This is a genomic window from Paenibacillus septentrionalis, from assembly GCF_042659865.1.
Lineage (GTDB): Bacteria > Bacillota > Bacilli > Paenibacillales > Paenibacillaceae > Pristimantibacillus > Pristimantibacillus septentrionalis.
Genome location: NZ_JBHSTE010000001.1, coordinates 1,059,165 through 1,075,849, shown reverse-complemented (window position 1 = coordinate 1,075,849; position 16,685 = coordinate 1,059,165). Strand labels below are relative to the sequence as shown.

Below are 16,685 nucleotides of genomic sequence, written 5' to 3'. Positions count from 1 at the left end.
TGTGGCGGAATGGCAGACGCGCTCGACTCAAAATCGAGTGGGAAACCGTGGAGGTTCGAGTCCTCTCACCGGTACCAGCTACATACAGTACAAGCTCTCAGGATTATTACTTCCTGGGGGCTTTTTTGCATTTCAAGGGCCTCCTTCGGAGTATGAAGGATTAGAATAAGGAAAGATGAGCGGCGTCGAAAGAAAAAACTTTAATACTGGCATACATAAGGAACAAAGAACCAACGATTCTTGAAGGGTCGACGAGTTTGTATGCCGGGCAATAACATTATCGTTTACACTCATTCACACGCAAACCGGTATCAAGAAAGACAAGCATGATCGCATAATCGCGTTGGCCGTTGAATGACTGCTGGTCCGGTTCATTCAGGATCGACTGAAGCTGCTGTTCCGTAAAGGTAGGAAGCCAGGGCTTTGTCAGCGCAATTGGCTTCAAACTTTTGGTCAGATTACGATCAAGGATGCCTTCTACAAACAGAAATTTGAAATAATTGAAAAAGGATGCAGAAGTACCTCGATTCGGATATACTGAAAGCAGCAGATTTAATAACCCGGCCCAGAAGTATGTATCATTTTACGATAAGTAGGTGAGCGTTATCGCTAGAGGAGGAATTGAACCGGTATTGTCCATTCGTGACTTGCGAATGAAATACGACGACCGTTATGTACTGAAAGGAATCGATCTTGACGTATACCCCGGCCAAATTATCGGCTATATTGGGGCGAACGGAGCGGGTAAAAGCACGACAGTCAAAATTATGCTCGGTCTTGTGCAAGGTTATACGGGCGAAGTGAGGCTGTTCGGACAGGACATCGCTGACGGCGACGTCGGCTATAAGCGCCGGATCGGGTATGTTCCCGAGGTCGCCGAGCTTTACGACAGCTTAACTGCCCGCGAATATTTGACGTTTGTCGGCGAGCTGTACGGACTGGATAACGAACGATGCGACCGGAAGGCAAGGCGGCTCATGGAGCTGTTTCAACTGAAAGATGTGTACGAGGCGCGTATCTCTTCGTTTTCGAAAGGGATGCGGCAAAAAACGATGCTCGTGTCCAGCTTGCTGCACGATCCCGACCTGCTGTTTTTGGACGAGCCGCTAAGCGGTCTGGATGCGAACAGCGTTCTGATCGTGAAGGAACTGATGGCTCAGTTGGCCGCCGGGGGTAAAACGATTTTTTACTCGTCGCATATTATGGAGGTCGTGGAGAAAATAAGCAGCCGCATCGTGCTGCTGGCGGAAGGACAAATCGCCGCCGACGGCACGTTCGAGGAGCTGAAGGAGCGCTCAGAGGAAGGGACGCTGGAGGATATTTTCAACAGGCTGACCGGCTTCCATGAATTTAAGGCGATCGCGGAGCAATTCGTGTCGATCGTTCGGGAGGAGTAGCTCGGATGAACGATTTCGTGATGCTAAAGCTGCTGGATCGGTTTCAGCCGCTATTTGCGAAGCTTGGCGTCGACTATGGTGCGATGCGGCTTATATTGCGGATGAAGCTGACGATGGATCGACGCCGCGCTTCTACGTTGTTCAATGCCACGAGCGGTGGGGTGGACGCTGAAAAGGAAACGAACCATTTTATCAAATCGATGCTGCTGTACGGTGTGATGGGTTTGCTGATCATGCCGGTACTGCTGCTCGAACTGCCCCCATTTTTTAAAATGACGATCGTGTTTGCCCTTTTGATGTTTATGATTATGATGGCGCTCATTTCCGATTTCTCCACTGTGCTGCTCGATTTGCGCGACAAAACGGTGCTGCTGACGAAGCCGGTGGCGCCGCGAACGGTGGCAATGGCCAAGCTCGTTCACATTGTCTTTTATTTGCTCGGCTTATCCGGCGCCTTTGCCGCCGCTCCGCTTGTGGCCATCGCGATTCGTCACGGGCTGCTTCATATGGCGCTGTTTGCCGTCGAGCTTCTCGGCGCGGTCGTGCTCGTGCTGACCTTTACCGCGCTTGTTTATTTGACGATGCTGCGGCTGTTCGACGGGGAGAAACTGAAAGATATGATCAACTACGCGCAAATCGGCTTTTCCGTGATGATGATGGTCGGCTATCAGTTTGCAATCAGGTCGTTCGAGTTCGCCAGTCTTGCGCCGGAATTCGAGCCTAAGCTGTGGCAACTGCTCGTGCCTCCGGTCTGGTTCGGGGCTCCGTTCGGCTGGCTGTCAGGCGGAGTAGAAGCGGGAGGCGGCGGCTTTGTCGCAACACTGTCGGCGATGGCGTTTGTGGTGCCGGTGCTGGCTCTCGTTGTGTACGTCAAACTGATGCCGACATTCGAACACAGTTTACAAAAGCTGTCGCAGGCTGGAGCGGTGCGGACGAAAGGGAAGCGTAGGCTCGGTGATTCTCTGGCACGCGCCTTGACGACCCCCGGGGAAGAGCGGACGTTTTTTCAGTTCGCCACTGCGATGATGGGAAAAGAGCGCGAGTTCAAGCTGAAGTCGTATCCGTCGGTTGCGCTCGGTATCGTCTTCCCGGTCATTTATTTGTTTATCGGAGCGGATGGTTTTTCCTTGGAAAGCTTGTCGACGGGACGGGGCTACCTGGCCATTTATTTGGCGATGCTGTCGATTCCTTCGGTCGTCATGATCCTGCGTTATGCTAGCGGCTACAAAGGAGCATGGATTTACCAGGTTGCGCCAGTACGCGATTACGGTCTTGCTCACCGGGGCACGCTGAAAGCTTTTCTGGTCAAGATGTACATGCCGTGCTTCTTGGTGGTCGGCATCTTCATGAGCCTCGTCTTCGGGCTGCGCATCGTTCCTGATCTGGCTGTCGCGCTGCTTGCCTCGATGCTGTTTACCGTCATCTGCTGGCTGCCGGTACGCAAAGTTATGCCGTTTTCCGAGCCGTTTCAGACTGGACGAGGCAGCGATGCGCTGATGATCGTGCCGCTTATGCTGCTGCTGGGCGCGTTTGCCGGTGTGCACTACTTGTGCACGTTGTTCGACTTCGGCGTATGGCTGTACGCAGCTGTGCTTGCGGCTTTGAATGTGTGGGTGTGGCGCAACGGGTTTGGTGCCCGGCGGCGCGGAAGTGGTTAAGTAAGGGCTGTGTAGAGCCCCGGGCCTCGCAATCTATGGGAGAGACCTGTATGTACACGGACAAGCGGATATGCTGATCAAGCTTATGGGCTTGTTCATGGTTGTATCGAATTACAAGGCCAATCTTAGACATGCGTCATACTCGTGAAGCGAAAGACATCGCCGTAATGAAATTCGGCGATGTCTTTCTTGCGATTCTGCTGCACAATCAACTTCACAAACTAACTTCAAAATCTACTGTTCGTATTTTTTCGTTTTTCTTCCGGCAAAATGGCTTCGATTACGTCCCAATGCTCCGCGATCTTTCCATCCTGTACGCGGAACAAATCGTAGAAAGCAGTAGGTTGAGCATCAAATAGACCTTCACTTACGGTAAGAACAAAATCGCCTTGTCCGATGACTTGATGGACATGCGTATATTCAAACTCAACTTTTCTTTCCTTCAGTGCCTGCAAAGCAGCGTGAAGACCAGAAAGGCCGTCTGCAATATGAGGACTATGCTGAATGTAATTATCTTCATCAAAGTAAGTGTGAAGCAGGTCAGGCTTCTTCCCGAGCAAGATGTTCTCAACATAGCTTTTGACAAATGCTTTGTTGGCCTCTGTCTTGTCGATATCCTTAATCGTCACCGGTCCGTCAATCATCGTATGATTGCTTGGTGTTTTCCCCACCAACTCCTGCAAATTGTCCCAATGCTCAACGATTAGTCCATTCTCAAAACGGAAGATATCAAATACAACTTTAGGGCCGTGAAAATCATATACAGAATGTAGTGCCACAACATTTCCGTCGACTAAAGTCCGTTTAATGCTTACCTTAGTACCAATCTCCTTTAAATGATCCAGTGCGCCAAGCATGGCTTCACGACCGTCGATTAAAGCCTGGTTATGCTGAATATATTGATCTGGATGAACGTAAGCCGTAATCGCTTCGGGGTTGCCGCTCTCGAAGCTTTCCAGGACGGCGACTGCCTTGCGAACAAGCTCATTTTGCTGGTTAGATGTCATTGAAATATCCTCCTTGAAATTTTTTTGGTCATTAGATAAATAATGAACAGCACGTTGTTTATTTATCTGCTGCTCATTATAATAGAGGTTAATATAGCACTCAATATTCAATATTTTTAGTTATGATGGATAACAGACAACTAATAAAACGTTGTCGCTTAACGACCTAAAAAAATTTAGGGGGAACGAAAATAATGAATAAGAAAACCGACTTAAGAATACTGCGCACGAAACAGTCGATTCGAAAAGCGTTTTATGAGCTTATTCAGGAAAAAGGATACGAGGCGATAACGGTCCAGGATATTGCCGATCGGGCTATGATCAATCGAAATACGTTTTATCTCCACTACCAAAACAAGCCTGATTTATTAGATACATGTATGAATGAACTGTTAAGCGATTTAAAGGATGCAATCACTCTTTGTCCAATCAGCATGAATCCTTTCAGCATTTCTCTGCTCGAGACGGTCATGCAAACTGTACTGGAGCATATTTCTCTAAATATGACCTTTTACCGTTCGATGTTAATTGATGAGAATCGAATCTATCCGTTTCAAGCGAAAATGGAGCATATCGTTAAAGATAAATTAATGGAGGGGTGGAAACTTGCTCAGTTAAACTCCCCATTAGCGATATCCAAGGAATTGCTGATCGAATACCTCGGATCGGCTTTTATGGGAATTGTCATTTGGTGGATTAAAAACGATAAGCCCCTTTCTGCAAGTGAGGTTTCAGCTCAGTTTAGTAAAATCGTTGCCTATGGGCACTTAAGAGCTGCCGGCGTCGCCGTAGAGGAATAAAATTAGCGAGAGTAGAGGTGGAGGAGGAGAAACACTAAGTGAGATTGACATATCGCAAAATGTAGATATAATAAAAGGCATGGATCCAATTGAAGTGTTCAAAGCGTTGTCTAACGAGTCGAGATTACAAATTTTACAGTGGCTTAAGGAGCCCGAAAAACATTTTGTGCCCCATGAAGGAGTGGATATGAGGGAAATCGGGGTGTGTGTCAGTCAGGTGACGGATAAGTTGGACATGACACAGTCGACAGCGTCACAGTATTTGTCCATTCTACAACGGGCCGGATTAATTCGAACCGAGCGGATTGGCAAATACACCTACTACAAGCGAGACGAAGAGAAGATCAGCGAGTTGGCTGCATATTTGAACCAGAAACTCTAATCTAAACTGAATACCTCAAACGTATTCAGTTTTTTTTTGATCCAACATATCGACATATTACGATATGTATATTTGTTGAACGGGTCCTCATATTGATAACTATTAAATAACAAAAAGGAGAAGTGAATGCATTGTCTAATACGTGGAAAGTCTATTTATTGGCTTTAGTTACTTTTTTGGTGGGTACATCAGAGTACGTTATTTCCGGCATTTTGGATAAGATTTCGGATACAATGGGGATTTCCGTTACTTCTGCAGGGCAGTTAGTCACGATTTTTTCCTTTGTATACGCGATTGGAACCCCGATCCTTATGGCGTTGACTGCTAAGGTGGAAAGACATAAACTGCTGGTCTGGGCGCTAGGCATCTTCGTAATTGGGAATGTACTGTCATTCGTTTTGCCTGGCTACGCATCGTTTCTCGCAGCTCGTGTCATCATGGCTCTAGGCGCGGGAATGGTCGTGGTAACCGCTTTGGACATCGCAGCGAAAATTGCCGCCCCAGGCAAACAAGCCAGCGTGATTGCTACAGTGGTAATGGGCTTTACGGCTTCCTTGATTATCGGCGTGCCGCTTGGACGTATCGTTGCAGCTCAACTCGGATGGAAAGCTGTTTTTGGTATATTGGCACTAGCCGGTCTGGCGGCTATGTTCGTTCTGTACGCCATCATCCCTCGAGTTCAAGGGGATAAACCGATTCCGCTGTCCAAGCAACTTGCCTTCTTGAAAAACGGAAACGTAGCGCTAGGGCTGACGATTACCTTTTTCTGGCTAGGTGGATACTCGATCGCCTACACCTACATTTCACCGTATCTACTTCATGCTGCCGGATTGAAGGAAGGGATACTGAGTGGAGTGCTGTTGGCTTTCGGCATCGCTAGCCTGCTCGGATCCAAATTCGGAGGTTTCAGCACGGATAAATGGGGCGTATTCCCGACGCTGTTAGGGGGAATGCTCTTGCACATCATAGCGCTGCTTCTCCTATCACTAACCGTTACCTATACGCATTCGTGGCTGCCGATCGTCATCCTCCTGATCTTATGGTCGTTTGCGGCATGGTCCTCCGGTCCAACGCAACAAGTCAATCTGGTTCGGATTGAACCGAATTATTCTGGAATCATGCTGAGCCTAAACCAATCCATGATGCAATTGTCCATGGCTGCGGGTGCTGCAATTGGAGGCGTGATGGTCGACCGTGTGTCTTTGTCATCCATTACATGGGTCGGAATGGTTGGAGTCGCTATTGCGATTGTGGTGGTGTCGTTCTTGAGGATGAGAATGAGTGCCGGCCGTCAAGGATGAAGAGGATGCATTGTCTAACCGGAAAACATTTCGATTGCCTCCGATTGTATTGTATAATGGAAAGCAAAAGTGGTCAGCGGATTTTCGGTCCAAACCATTGAAGATTGGCGTAAGCAAGCTTACTAATTTCCGTTCCTCTGGAGCGGTTTTCTTTTTTTCATAGATTAGTGCTCCATTCCTTTGTGCGCACAAAAACGCTGAACGAGAAAACTTGAATTCCTCGTTCAGCGTTTTTATTGTTTGTGAGCTTATTGGACAGCACCATGTTTAGCATGCCTTAATTCGCTGACTGCACCGCGGAATAGCGCGATGCTATGCTGGACAATGCAAATACGGCAATGATGGCGATGAGTACACCGAGTGCCCCGAACCAGGTAATGGATGCCAAAGAAATACGGTTTACGATCACCCCGCCGACCCCTGCGCCGACAGCCATAGCAAGCTGCATCATGGAACTGTTCAAGCTCAGCATGACGCCCGAGGATTCGGGAACAAGCGAAACCAGATTAAATTGCTGCGCTGGTGCGGATGACCAGGCGGCAAAAGACCAAAGGATCAAAATGGCGAATATGGCAATGACCGACTCTCCGACTAAGGATAGCAATATCAACGAAATGACGTGAAGCACCATCCCTGAAACGAGTGTATATTTGATCCCACGTTTATCTGCGCTGTAGCCGCCGATTTTCGAGCCAATCAAGCTGGCAATACCGAACACGAACAAAGCTGCGCTAATCAATGATTCATTTAAATGAGTCACCTCTAGCAGAAAAGGGGATATATAAGTGTAGGCGAGGGAATATCCTCCCAACCAGAAAAAAGTAATCGCTAAAGCAACCAAGACCTGAGGTTTTTTTAACAATGCAAATTGATTGATCAATGGCACAGGCTTGTCACCCTGCATACGTGGAAGCACGACAGCAATGACAAGCATGGCGATGACTCCGACAGTTGCGATGGCCAGAAATACTGCTTTCCAGCCAAAAGTCGAGGCTACCATTCTGCCGAATGGAACGCCGATGATGAGCGATGCAGTAATGCCCATCGTAACGTTGGCAATCGCGCTGGCCTGCTTGCCTGGCGGAGCGATTTTGGCAGCGATGCTGAGCGCGTTTACGGTGACGACTCCGGCGCCTAATGCCGTAATGATTCTCGCGGCTATGAAGAAACCGAAGCCGGACAATATATATGTCAACAAATTTGCGATATTAAAGAGGCCCAGCGAATAAAGAAGCAGCTTACGCCGGTCCATTTTCGCCGTCAGCGCCATCAAAATAGGTGTGCCGACCGCATAGGCCAGGGAATAAACAGTAATGAGCTGACCCGCTGCCGCAACGCTTGTTCCCAATGTCTCTGCGATTCGGTCTAATATCCCGGAAATGATGTAATTGGATGTTCCAACTAAAAAGCTGATTAAGGCTAGAACGTAAATTTTCCATGTACTTTTCATAATTCATTCTCCTAATGTTTTTTACTGACATACAGCATTTTGTTTCCATACAACATTAGGTCGTTCGAACAACGTCTGTTGTATTAGTATGCTATAATAACAACCGAATGGTCGCAATCATCAATAATGTTAAACCGTTGTATAGACAACACCATTTCTATAATGTCGTTTTTACTGGGGAGATCTTAACGATGACAACTAAAAACAATCAAGCAGATCCTCGTGTGATCCGTACACGACGCCTTCTTCAAGACGCTTTTGATTCATTAATTCAAGAAAAAGACTTTGAATCGATAACCGTAAGAGATATTGCAGAGCGGGCTACTGTGAACAGAGCGACTTTTTATGCGCATTTTGTAGATAAATTCGAAATTCTTGAGGTCAGACTGATGGAATCATTTATGACAATTATGGATCGTAGAATAAGCGGCCACGAAGTATTGAATCAAGAAACGATTCAGAGTATATTTCTGGGGATATGCGAATTTCATAAAAGTCTAAGCACTATTTGTAAAAGACGAAATACATCGCTTGCACCTGTATTTGAAATTCAAATAAAGCAAAAAATTCAAACGATACTTCTTTCCTTTATCGACAAAGACAAGATGCTATCGCCTCCAAATGCGCCATTTTCAACAAATACAGCTGCTGTCATGTTAAGTTGGGGGATGTATGGTGCGGCTTACGTTTGGAACAATGAGGGGAATCTTACAAGTGCGGAATCATTCGTGAAACAGGCTATGCCCTTAGTAATGAACGGAGCCCAGGAACTGCTGGGATAGATCCTGGCGCTATCGTTCTGCCCTGTCAGTTCACCAGTCTCAATTCTATCAACCAAGCTCTCAAGATTATTCATCTTGAGAGCTTTTTTGCACATTAATCTCGAATTTCCATCATATTACAGTGGTTGTCCGAATATGTTGGTTTAAATCGGGCTTGTCTGTCCGAAAATGGATAATGTGAAGGGTGGCTGTAAGATATGAATGCTACGAATCCAAAGCTTGCAATACTGGGAATTGGCACTGCAGTGCCGGAATATCGACTGAACCAGGCGGATACTGCGCAACGTTTAAGTGAGGCGTTAAGCCACAATACGGACTCCGCTCGCTGGGCGAAGAGACTGTTCAAGCAATGCGGTGTGGAAAATCGCTATACCTGCGAACCCAATTTGCTGGAAAAAGCTCAAGACTGCCGTTATTTCTCGCAACAATCTCTGCAAGCTGTTCCAACAACAGCTGAGCGAATGGAAATTTACAAGCGTGAATCGCTGCCGTTGGCGCTGCGAGCAGCACGCAATGCGCTGCAGGATGGACATGCTGATGGATCAGAAATTAGTCATCTAATCACGGTGAGCTGTACGGGGCAATTTCTGCCTGGTTTGGACACCGAGCTGGTTCAACAGCTTGGGCTTGCTCCTAATGTCAAACGAATTCCGCTTAACTTTTTAGGCTGTGCGGCAGGATTGCGAGCGGTGTGCCTCGCTAAGGAATTAGCAGCTCATCAGCATGGCGCCAAAGTGTTGATCGTCAGTGTGGAGTTGTGCACCCTTCATATCCAGCCCTCCAGCAAGCGAGAGGATTTATTTGGCGCTTCCTTCTTTGGCGATGGAGCTTCGGCTTGTATTGTCGGACATGCATCGGAGGAAGTCAGCAGTGGACACTTTTTATTAGGCGATGATCATTCAGTTGTACTGCAAGGTGGTGCCGCAGACATGGTGTGGGAGGTAGGCAATTTCGGCTTTGATCTGTATCTGTCGACAACGATTCCGAAGCTGATCGGACAATTTGTTCCAGAACAAATTTCCACTCTTGTCGGCAATAAGCCAGTAAATCTATGGGCTATTCACCCTGGAGGCAGAGGAATCATTGAAAAGCTTGCGGATGTATACGGATTATCCGAAGAGCAGACAAGACCAAGTCACACCATTCTGCGTGATTATGGAAATATGTCGTCGGCAACGATATTGTTCGTGCTGAAGGAGATGAAGCGCGAGCTGGAGGAGGCAAAGAAAGAAATGACAAGCGGCATAGCGCTCGCGTTCGGTCCGGGTCTTACTTGCGAAATGATACAAATTACATATGTTCCGCGCGTCCAGCCGGAATTGCGGCAGATGGATGAAGCCTATGTTTAAAAAGCTGCGGCATCGAGCGCTTGAGGATGAGCTGATGGACGATTTTTCAATGGGGGGAGCCGAGCTGCGCGAAGCTTTGCAGCAGCTCAGACTCATTAATCGGATATTTCAAGCAGCGGGACCCGTGAAGTATGGCGTACAGCAATTGTGGCAGGATGCTGGCAAGCCAGCTCATTTATCGATTCTCGATATTGGAGCAGGGTCAGGCGATGTTAATCGGCTGCTTCTGCGCTGGGCGAGTGCCAACGGTATAGATATGAAATTGACATTAGCGGATCGAACAGAGGAAGCTTGCGAGGAGGCAAGGCAGCTCTTTCGCAATGAATCGCGCGTTGAGGTTGTGCAACGCGACTTGTTTGAGCTTCCGCCCGACAGCTTCGACATTGTCGCTGGCACCCAGTTCGTTCATCATTTCAGTCCTGAGGAACTGCCTGAGGTTACCCGAAGCATGCTGCGTGCATCTAAAATAGGTGTCGTCATTAATGATATTCATCGGCACTGGATTGCTTGGTCAGCCGTATGGCTGACAGCACGTCTAATTTCTACTAATCGTTATATTCGCCACGACGCTCCGCTATCTGTAGCCAAAGGATTTCGCGCCGAGGACTGGAGAAATTTGAAAGACGCACTTGGAGTTTCAGAGATGGACTACTCCTGGAGACCATTGTTCCGATACGTGGTTATGATTAAAAAATAGGAGTGATTCGTTATCGTTACGTATGCGTATGATGTGGCTATTATCGGAGGAGGAATTGCTGGCAGTGCTTTAGCCAAGTCTTTAGCCGACAGTGGCTGGAATACCATTTTGTTGGAAAGCAAAAAATTTCCCCGTCATAAAGTATGCGGTGAGTTTCTGTCACCGGAAGCCAAAAGCATGCTTGACTCACTCGGAGTAAATGAGCTTATTCAATCCCTTCGGCCCAGCCTCATTGAACGCTCTCGTCTCATCTTCAGTCATGGAGATGTGCTGGAAGCACCTTTAGCAAGTCATGCACTTGGAGTTAGCCGTTATTCGCTCGATGCAGCGCTTCTGAGCTCAGCACAGCTTGCGGGCGCACATGTGCAGACGGGATCGGCAGTAACTGCTGTCACTCCTGCGAATGAAGGCTTCATCATTGAGACCAAGCAAGGGACGGAAATGGTCGCCTACAAAGTTCGAACGGTTATTGCCGCATGGGGCGCTAACGGGCGGGTGCCTGGCACAGCGCCATATCCTGCGCGTTCCAACGTTAGGACAGCGAAAAATCCGTATGTAGGCGTCAAATCACATGTTGCTGGTATTACAACGGATGCAGCGGTAGAGCTTTATTTTTTTGAAGGCGGTTATTTAGGTATATCTCCAGTGGAGGATGGCAGGTTCAATGTCTCAGCACTGCTAAGGCAGAAAGCGTTTCAAGATAAGCCCAAAACGATTCAAGGCTGGATAGATGCGGCTTGCAGCAGAAATCCGCAACTCCTGCACAAGCTTTCAAATGCTATGCCAATCGCAGGTACTCAAGCAGCCATTGCGCCAGTTCAGATAAGCCGCAAGCCGCTTGTCTGGAATGGATATCCCCAGGTCGGAGATGCTGGACTTATGATTCCACCGTTATGCGGAGATGGAATGTCTATGGCGCTACGATCTGCGTTAGTATGTGCTGCGCTTGCAGATCGTTATTTAAGCGGTGAAATCTCGTTTGATCATTGGCGGCATCAATATGAGCGGTTCATTGAACAGCAATTGAAAGGTCCGAGACAGTGGGGGAGGTTGCTGCAATGGATGATTGAAGCTCCTGTATTGCCGCGTCTGCTCGTGCCGTGCGTCCGTTACACCCCCGGATTGATGCAGAGGCTGATTAAAGCGACACGTTTAAAGGACGTGCCGCTCGATGTTCGATGAGCTACACGTCCTTTAGGATGGATGTTATTATAATACGCGACGAGCGGTTACATAGGTTTTATCCCATGAGCTGCCTTTAAAGTTCGAGATTGTTACGCCAACTTTCTTGCTGTACGTATGAAGAACTTTGTTATTGCCCATGTATATGCTCACATGGTTGATGACACCGTCACGATTCGTATCGGAGAAAATCAAGTCCCCTGCCTTCAAATTTGACTTCGATACAAACTTGCCCACTTTCGCTTGCTGTCTTGAGGTTCTCGGTAGATTGACCCCGTTCTTTTTGAATACATATTGTGTAAAGGAAGAGCAATCAAAGGCTGACGTAATGCCTGATTTTGCACCAAATACATAAGGAACACCGAGGTATTGTTTTCCTGTAGCGATAACGCTGCTTGCAGAGCTGCTTGTCGCTGCATGAACTGTATTCGTATGAGGAGCAGTTATTGCTATTCCGCTAAAAGCGACAGCAAAGCTTACGCTAGTAACTGCGATAATTTTAGTAAGAGAGCGTTTATTCAATTTCATGGTGGCAATCCTCCTGATGATTGTAATATATTTTAGTATAGGGCCTGTCCCGAAGTACGATCAGTATAACACGGATAAGATTGCCGCTATTTACCTATGAGGAAGCAAAGCATTAACAGGCTTGCTAAATTAAGAGATTATTAGAGTTCGATGAAAAATCATTAATTTTAGGGGGATTGACAACGCATTCTCTCGTTCGGAATCACAGTAACCAACGTAAGGCCATTAGAGAGTATTTCTCTTGGTGGCTTTTTTTGTGCTTTCTATTACGTCACCAGATTATACTTCTGAGATAATGTCATTATGAGATAGAGAACGATGAGAATTTATTTGGTGTATTTTAATCCTGACAACCATGTAGTCAGGATTGGTCGTTTAAGATAGCAATTAGATGACCTGCATTTCATTTGAGCGAGGAGAGAGAACCATGAGATTAGACCGTTTACTTGGAATTACGCTCGAACTGATGGCCAAACAGCGTATTACGGCGACGGAATTGGCTGACAAATTCGAAGTATCGGTACGAACGATCTACAGAGATATTGAAATAATCAATCAGGCTGGCATCCCTGTCGTATCATTTTCCGGTGCGGATGGCGGATTCGAGCTAATGAATGGATTTTTCTTGACGCGGCAGCATTTCTCGGTCGATGAATTGTCGGTGATCTATACACTTTTGAAGGCGATGGAGGGCGAGATGGGAGGAGCAGTAGCCCCTGTCATGCGGAAATTAACCAGCCTGCACCCGGGATTGGTCAACGAAGAAAATCGAGAGGCGGTGATTCTGGGCTTCAGAACGTCGAACGATGTACGAGAGGTTGTTCAGGAGCTTTTTCAAGCAATTCGGCAATCTCGCGTCGTGAAGCTGACATACACAAGCGCATCTGGAACGGAAACCAAGCGTAGTGTGGAGCCTATGAATCTTTTGTGGGAGAAAGGTATCTGGTATCTGGAAGGTTACTGTAGATTACGTAGGGCGAGGCGGTATTTTCGTGTATCGCAAATCACGCAGCTGGATGTATCCGATGAAAGCTTTGTATCTCGGAATATCCCGGACGAGCCGGAGTGGGATGAAGTGCAGGGAATCAGCGCTCACCTTCGTTTTGATATGTCTGTACGTTCACGCGTATTGGAGCAATTCGCAGGTGAGTGCGAGTATCATGGAGATTGCATCGATGTGCGCACGATCTTTTATAGAAAAGAGTATGCGCTCTCGGTTATCGCAAGCTACGGAATAAACGTCGAGATTATTTCACCAGATGAGCTTCGGGAAGATGTCATCGCCCATTTTCAATCCATCTGCCAGCATTATGAGAAAAAACGAGGAGGAAATGAGACATGATGATTTTAGTAGCGGGAGCAACCGGAACGGTTGGACAACATGTGACGGAACTACTGATGACACGGAATAGAACGATAAGGGCGTTAACGCGATATCCGGAACAGGCGAAAGACAAATTGCCAGAAGGCGTGGAAATCGTTGCTGGGGATTTAATGAAACCGGAAACTCTTCGGGATGCCTTGCAAGGAGTCGAGGCAATGTTTCTGATTACTTCAAGCGATGAACCCAATGCAGACCTTAATACTGACCCGCAAGTCGTGGCTTTGGCGGAAGAGGCAGGCGTGAAGCGTATTGTCGTGCTGGTCGGCTATGAGGAGGGACCAGTAGAGGAGTCGTTGCGGGCCAGTGATATGCAATGGACCTTGGTCAAGCCGGCAGAATTCATGGCTAATGTACTCGCGGATTGGGGAGAGACTATCCGGACGGAAGGTTATGTGCGTGAATTTTATGGAGAGGCCCTAAGTGCGAGGGTCCATGAAAGGGATATTGCTGCTGTTGCTGTAGAGGCACTGTTAGAGGATGGACATCACGGTAAAAGCTATCCATTGACTGGGCCCGAAGCATTGACTCGTCGTGAGGCGGTGCGCACCATCGCTGCTGCGATCGGCAAAGACATTCTGTTCATCGAGAAGACAGAAGAAGAAGCGCGGCAACAATGGCGTGATCAGGGCTATGATGAAGAGAGTGTTGAGTTTTTCGTTCAGATCGCGAAAAATCCACCGGAGGCAGGCTATACTGTACTTCCTACGGTTGAGCAGGTACTCGGACGACCGGCACGTACGCTTGCGGAATGGGCTGTTGAACATAAAAGGGAGTTTCTAACGGAACGGGAAAGGGGAGATTAACGATGGCTTATGCCATTGAAGCACATGGTTTGCACAAATCTTTCCAGACTCATGAGGCTGTCTGTGGGGTGGATCTGGCTATTCGGCAAGGAGAGTTGTTTGCGCTTCTTGGTCCGAACGGTGCTGGCAAGACGACAACGATTCACATGTTAACTACATTGTTGCTTCCAGATCGAGGAAGTGCGCACATTTGCGGATACGATGTGGTGCATGATGCTGCTGCTGTGCGTAGGCATATCAGCGTTACTGGCCAGTTTGCAGCATTGGATGAGTCGCTTACTGGCATGCAAAATTTAATGCTGTTTGCTGAACTACATGGCTACAACCGTAAGGAGGCTAGAATGCTTGCAGAGAAGTTGCTCGAATCCTTTAATCTAGTGAATGCTGGAGGGAAGACAGTCGGTAATTATTCTGGAGGCATGCGCAGACGATTGGACCTTGCTGCCGGCGTTCTCTCGCAACCTAAGGTAATGTTCCTTGACGAGCCAACGACTGGGTTGGATCCTCAGAGTCGACGTGAGCTGTGGGATGTGGTGCGTAGACTGGTGAACAATGGAACGACCGTGCTACTAACGACACAGTATTTGGAGGAAGCTGACCAGCTGGCAGACCGCATCGGTTTCATTGCCGCTGGAAAAATCATTGCTGTCGGTACACCAGAACAGCTGAAAGAATCAATCGGTGGGAAAATGCTGACGATTCGGCTGAAGGAGGGGAGCGATCCCGCTGACATCTGTCGTTTGATCGAAAGTGAATATGGGTTAGAAGCTCATATGGACGATAATGGATCAATTGTGAAACTGGTGGCGGGGGAAGCTATTCTGGCTCATAAGGTGATTGGCACGCTTCTCGACCAATCCGCAATGATTGAAGACTTCACCTTAAGTGAGCCAATCCTCGACGATGTGTATTTTGCGCTGACTGCTAATAACGGAAAGGAGTCAGGATCATGAGTGACATACGGACAATTGAAGCGCGACAGAAGCTACGGAGTACGAACGCACTTACTGCAACAGGCTTGTTTATGAGGCGATCACTGCAGCACATGAGCAACAATGGCTTCGGCTTAGCCGTCGAGGCGGTCCTGTCACCGATCGTGATGCTGCTTATCTTTACCTTTTTGTTCGGTGGGGCAATTGCTGGCTCAGTCAGCGGGTATATTCAATATCTGCTTCCAGGCATCCTCGTGATGACAGTTGTGCCATTGACAGTGTATAGCGGTACAACATTATGCACGGATAGCGCAAAGGGAGTGTATCATCGTTTCCGTACGATGCCTTTCTGGCAGCCAGCTGCTCTCTTCGGTTCAATTATCGCTGACGGGCTACGTTATTGTGCAGCGCTGCTTACGGTTCTAGTAACAGGAATTGCACTCGGATTCAGACCGGACGATGGCGTTAATGGTGTCCTGTTTGCAGCAATCTATGTTCTGTTTTTTGCCTATAGCACAAGCTGGGTGTTTGCGTTCATCGGCAATGTAGTCACACAACCGGAGACTGTATCGGGTACAAGCATGATGATTATGTATCCGCTACTGTTCGCCAGCAATGTGCTCATCGACACCTCAACGATGCCCCGATGGCTGCAGATGATGATTGATTTGAATCCGATCAGTGTTGCTGTTGCGCTTACGCGGGGATTATTCCATGGCACGGCAAATACGGCCGAGCTGGCTTCGGGTATTGGCGTCGGTATTCTTATGATCGCTATCTTCGCTCCGCTTACGATATATGTATACCTAAGGAGACAATTGCGATAGCAGGATGGAATAATAGAAATGGTTTTAGAAGAATATTCCAAAAACTTAAGTGTAATAAGCAAAATTGAAATGTACTTCCTGCCGTTTTATGCCACGTTTTGTTATGTTCGTTAGTGTATCTAGGGATTGACTTTTCAAAGATATCATCTAATTTCGTATTTCGAGTTAGAAGCAACCTAAGGGTAGGCCTATACTATATGGGTTTG

17 protein-coding genes are annotated in these 16,685 nt (G+C 47.6%); 14 read left to right on the top strand and 3 right to left on the bottom strand.

Annotated features, from left to right (window positions below; all coding sequences use genetic code 11):
- The first annotated feature begins 653 nt into the window (after positions 1–653).
- On the top strand, positions 654–1,397 hold the full coding sequence (locus tag ACFP56_RS04900) for an ABC transporter ATP-binding protein (RefSeq protein ID WP_379231794.1): 744 nt from the start codon (positions 654–656) through the stop codon (positions 1,395–1,397).
- Positions 1,398–1,402: 5 nt separating this feature from the next.
- Positions 1,403–3,055, top strand: a complete 1,653-nt coding sequence (locus tag ACFP56_RS04895) for a hypothetical protein (RefSeq protein ID WP_379231710.1) — start codon at positions 1,403–1,405, stop codon at positions 3,053–3,055.
- A gap of 227 nt (positions 3,056–3,282) precedes the next feature.
- Here the strand turns inward: ACFP56_RS04895 and ACFP56_RS04890 are convergent, their stop codons facing one another.
- Positions 3,283–4,062: a nuclear transport factor 2 family protein gene (locus ACFP56_RS04890; RefSeq protein WP_379231708.1), complete on the bottom strand. Its 780-nt coding sequence runs from the start codon at positions 4,060–4,062 to the stop codon at positions 3,283–3,285.
- A 194-nt stretch (positions 4,063–4,256) separates the two neighbouring features.
- Here ACFP56_RS04890 and ACFP56_RS04885 point away from each other — a divergent pair, with 194 nt between their 5' ends.
- The 4 genes from ACFP56_RS04885 (at position 4,257) to ACFP56_RS04870 (ending at position 6,708) form a co-directional block, all read left to right on the top strand.
- The gene (locus ACFP56_RS04885) at positions 4,257–4,862 is read left to right on the top strand and encodes a TetR/AcrR family transcriptional regulator (protein ID WP_379231706.1); all 606 of its coding nucleotides are present in this window, start codon (positions 4,257–4,259) and stop codon (positions 4,860–4,862) included.
- Between the two features lie 79 nt (positions 4,863–4,941).
- The gene (locus ACFP56_RS04880) at positions 4,942–5,244 is read left to right on the top strand and encodes an ArsR/SmtB family transcription factor (RefSeq protein WP_379231704.1); all 303 of its coding nucleotides are present in this window, start codon (positions 4,942–4,944) and stop codon (positions 5,242–5,244) included.
- 131 nt (positions 5,245–5,375) lie between these two features.
- Positions 5,376–6,545 carry an MFS transporter gene (locus tag ACFP56_RS04875; protein ID WP_379231702.1) on the top strand — a complete coding sequence of 390 codons (1,170 nt, stop codon included), beginning with the start codon at positions 5,376–5,378 and terminating at the stop codon, positions 6,543–6,545.
- Entirely contained in the window at positions 6,526–6,708 is a 183-nt protein-coding gene (locus ACFP56_RS04870; protein ID WP_379231700.1) for a hypothetical protein, read from the top strand. The genes ACFP56_RS04875 and ACFP56_RS04870 overlap by 20 nt, the downstream gene beginning before the upstream one ends.
- 114 nt (positions 6,709–6,822) lie before the next feature.
- Here the strand turns inward: ACFP56_RS04870 and ACFP56_RS04865 are convergent, their stop codons facing one another.
- Complete coding sequence (locus ACFP56_RS04865; RefSeq protein ID WP_379231698.1) at positions 6,823–7,995, bottom strand: MFS transporter; 1,173 nt, start codon at positions 7,993–7,995, stop codon at positions 6,823–6,825.
- 191 nt (positions 7,996–8,186) lie between these two features.
- On the opposite strand from ACFP56_RS04865, the gene ACFP56_RS04860 reads away from it, so the two are divergent.
- The 4 genes from ACFP56_RS04860 to ACFP56_RS04845 all read left to right on the top strand — a co-directional run bounded on the left by ACFP56_RS04860 (position 8,187) and on the right by ACFP56_RS04845 (position 12,005).
- The gene (locus ACFP56_RS04860; RefSeq protein ID WP_379231696.1) at positions 8,187–8,777 is read left to right on the top strand and encodes a TetR/AcrR family transcriptional regulator; all 591 of its coding nucleotides are present in this window, start codon (positions 8,187–8,189) and stop codon (positions 8,775–8,777) included.
- A 197-nt stretch (positions 8,778–8,974) separates the two neighbouring features.
- The gene (locus ACFP56_RS04855; protein WP_379231694.1) at positions 8,975–10,126 is read left to right on the top strand and encodes a type III polyketide synthase; all 1,152 of its coding nucleotides are present in this window, start codon (positions 8,975–8,977) and stop codon (positions 10,124–10,126) included.
- Positions 10,119–10,823 (top strand): methyltransferase domain-containing protein, encoded by a 705-nt coding sequence (locus ACFP56_RS04850; protein WP_379231692.1) that lies wholly within the window; start codon positions 10,119–10,121, stop codon positions 10,821–10,823. Before ACFP56_RS04855 ends, ACFP56_RS04850 begins: the two co-directional genes overlap by 8 nt.
- Before the next feature lie 33 nt (positions 10,824–10,856).
- Positions 10,857–12,005, top strand: a complete 1,149-nt coding sequence (locus tag ACFP56_RS04845) for an NAD(P)/FAD-dependent oxidoreductase (protein WP_379231690.1) — start codon at positions 10,857–10,859, stop codon at positions 12,003–12,005.
- 27 nt (positions 12,006–12,032) lie between these two features.
- Here the strand turns inward: ACFP56_RS04845 and ACFP56_RS04840 are convergent, their stop codons facing one another.
- Entirely contained in the window at positions 12,033–12,533 is a 501-nt protein-coding gene (locus ACFP56_RS04840) for a C40 family peptidase (protein ID WP_379231688.1), read from the bottom strand.
- Between the two features lie 427 nt (positions 12,534–12,960).
- Here ACFP56_RS04840 and ACFP56_RS04835 point away from each other — a divergent pair, with 427 nt between their 5' ends.
- The 4 genes from ACFP56_RS04835 to ACFP56_RS04820 are packed head-to-tail and all read left to right on the top strand — an operon-like array spanning position 12,961 to position 16,479.
- Complete coding sequence (locus tag ACFP56_RS04835) at positions 12,961–13,875, top strand: helix-turn-helix transcriptional regulator (RefSeq protein ID WP_379231686.1); 915 nt, start codon at positions 12,961–12,963, stop codon at positions 13,873–13,875.
- A complete protein-coding gene (locus tag ACFP56_RS04830; RefSeq protein WP_379231684.1) occupies positions 13,872–14,720 on the top strand; it encodes an NAD(P)H-binding protein in 849 nt (282 codons plus the stop codon). Before ACFP56_RS04835 ends, ACFP56_RS04830 begins: the two co-directional genes overlap by 4 nt.
- Positions 14,721–14,722: 2 nt before the next feature.
- On the top strand, positions 14,723–15,673 hold the full coding sequence (locus ACFP56_RS04825; protein ID WP_379231682.1) for an ATP-binding cassette domain-containing protein: 951 nt from the start codon (positions 14,723–14,725) through the stop codon (positions 15,671–15,673).
- Positions 15,670–16,479, top strand: coding sequence for an ABC transporter permease (locus ACFP56_RS04820; protein ID WP_379231680.1), 810 nt, complete (start codon positions 15,670–15,672; stop codon positions 16,477–16,479). The genes ACFP56_RS04825 and ACFP56_RS04820 overlap by 4 nt, the downstream gene beginning before the upstream one ends.
- Positions 16,480–16,685 lie beyond the last annotated feature (206 nt).

Excerpts from the sequence above, each read along its gene's own strand:
- ACFP56_RS04900 (WP_379231794.1), top strand. The coding sequence starts at position 654 with ATGAAATACGACGACCGTTATGTACTGAAAGGAATCGATCTTGACGTA.
- ACFP56_RS04895 (WP_379231710.1), top strand. The coding sequence starts at position 1,403 with ATGAACGATTTCGTGATGCTAAAGCTGCTGGATCGGTTTCAGCCGCTA.
- ACFP56_RS04890 (WP_379231708.1), bottom strand. The coding sequence starts at position 4,062 with ATGACATCTAACCAGCAAAATGAGCTTGTTCGCAAGGCAGTCGCCGTC.
- ACFP56_RS04885 (WP_379231706.1), top strand. The coding sequence starts at position 4,257 with ATGAATAAGAAAACCGACTTAAGAATACTGCGCACGAAACAGTCGATT.
- ACFP56_RS04880 (WP_379231704.1), top strand. The coding sequence starts at position 4,942 with ATGGATCCAATTGAAGTGTTCAAAGCGTTGTCTAACGAGTCGAGATTA.
- ACFP56_RS04865 (WP_379231698.1), bottom strand. The coding sequence starts at position 7,995 with ATGAAAAGTACATGGAAAATTTACGTTCTAGCCTTAATCAGCTTTTTA.
- ACFP56_RS04860 (WP_379231696.1), top strand. The coding sequence starts at position 8,187 with ATGACAACTAAAAACAATCAAGCAGATCCTCGTGTGATCCGTACACGA.
- ACFP56_RS04855 (WP_379231694.1), top strand. The coding sequence starts at position 8,975 with ATGAATGCTACGAATCCAAAGCTTGCAATACTGGGAATTGGCACTGCA.
- ACFP56_RS04850 (WP_379231692.1), top strand. The coding sequence starts at position 10,119 with ATGTTTAAAAAGCTGCGGCATCGAGCGCTTGAGGATGAGCTGATGGAC.
- ACFP56_RS04840 (WP_379231688.1), bottom strand. The coding sequence starts at position 12,533 with ATGAAATTGAATAAACGCTCTCTTACTAAAATTATCGCAGTTACTAGC.
- ACFP56_RS04835 (WP_379231686.1), top strand. The coding sequence starts at position 12,961 with ATGAGATTAGACCGTTTACTTGGAATTACGCTCGAACTGATGGCCAAA.
- ACFP56_RS04830 (WP_379231684.1), top strand. The coding sequence starts at position 13,872 with ATGATGATTTTAGTAGCGGGAGCAACCGGAACGGTTGGACAACATGTG.
- ACFP56_RS04825 (WP_379231682.1), top strand. The coding sequence starts at position 14,723 with ATGGCTTATGCCATTGAAGCACATGGTTTGCACAAATCTTTCCAGACT.
- ACFP56_RS04820 (WP_379231680.1), top strand. The coding sequence starts at position 15,670 with ATGAGTGACATACGGACAATTGAAGCGCGACAGAAGCTACGGAGTACG.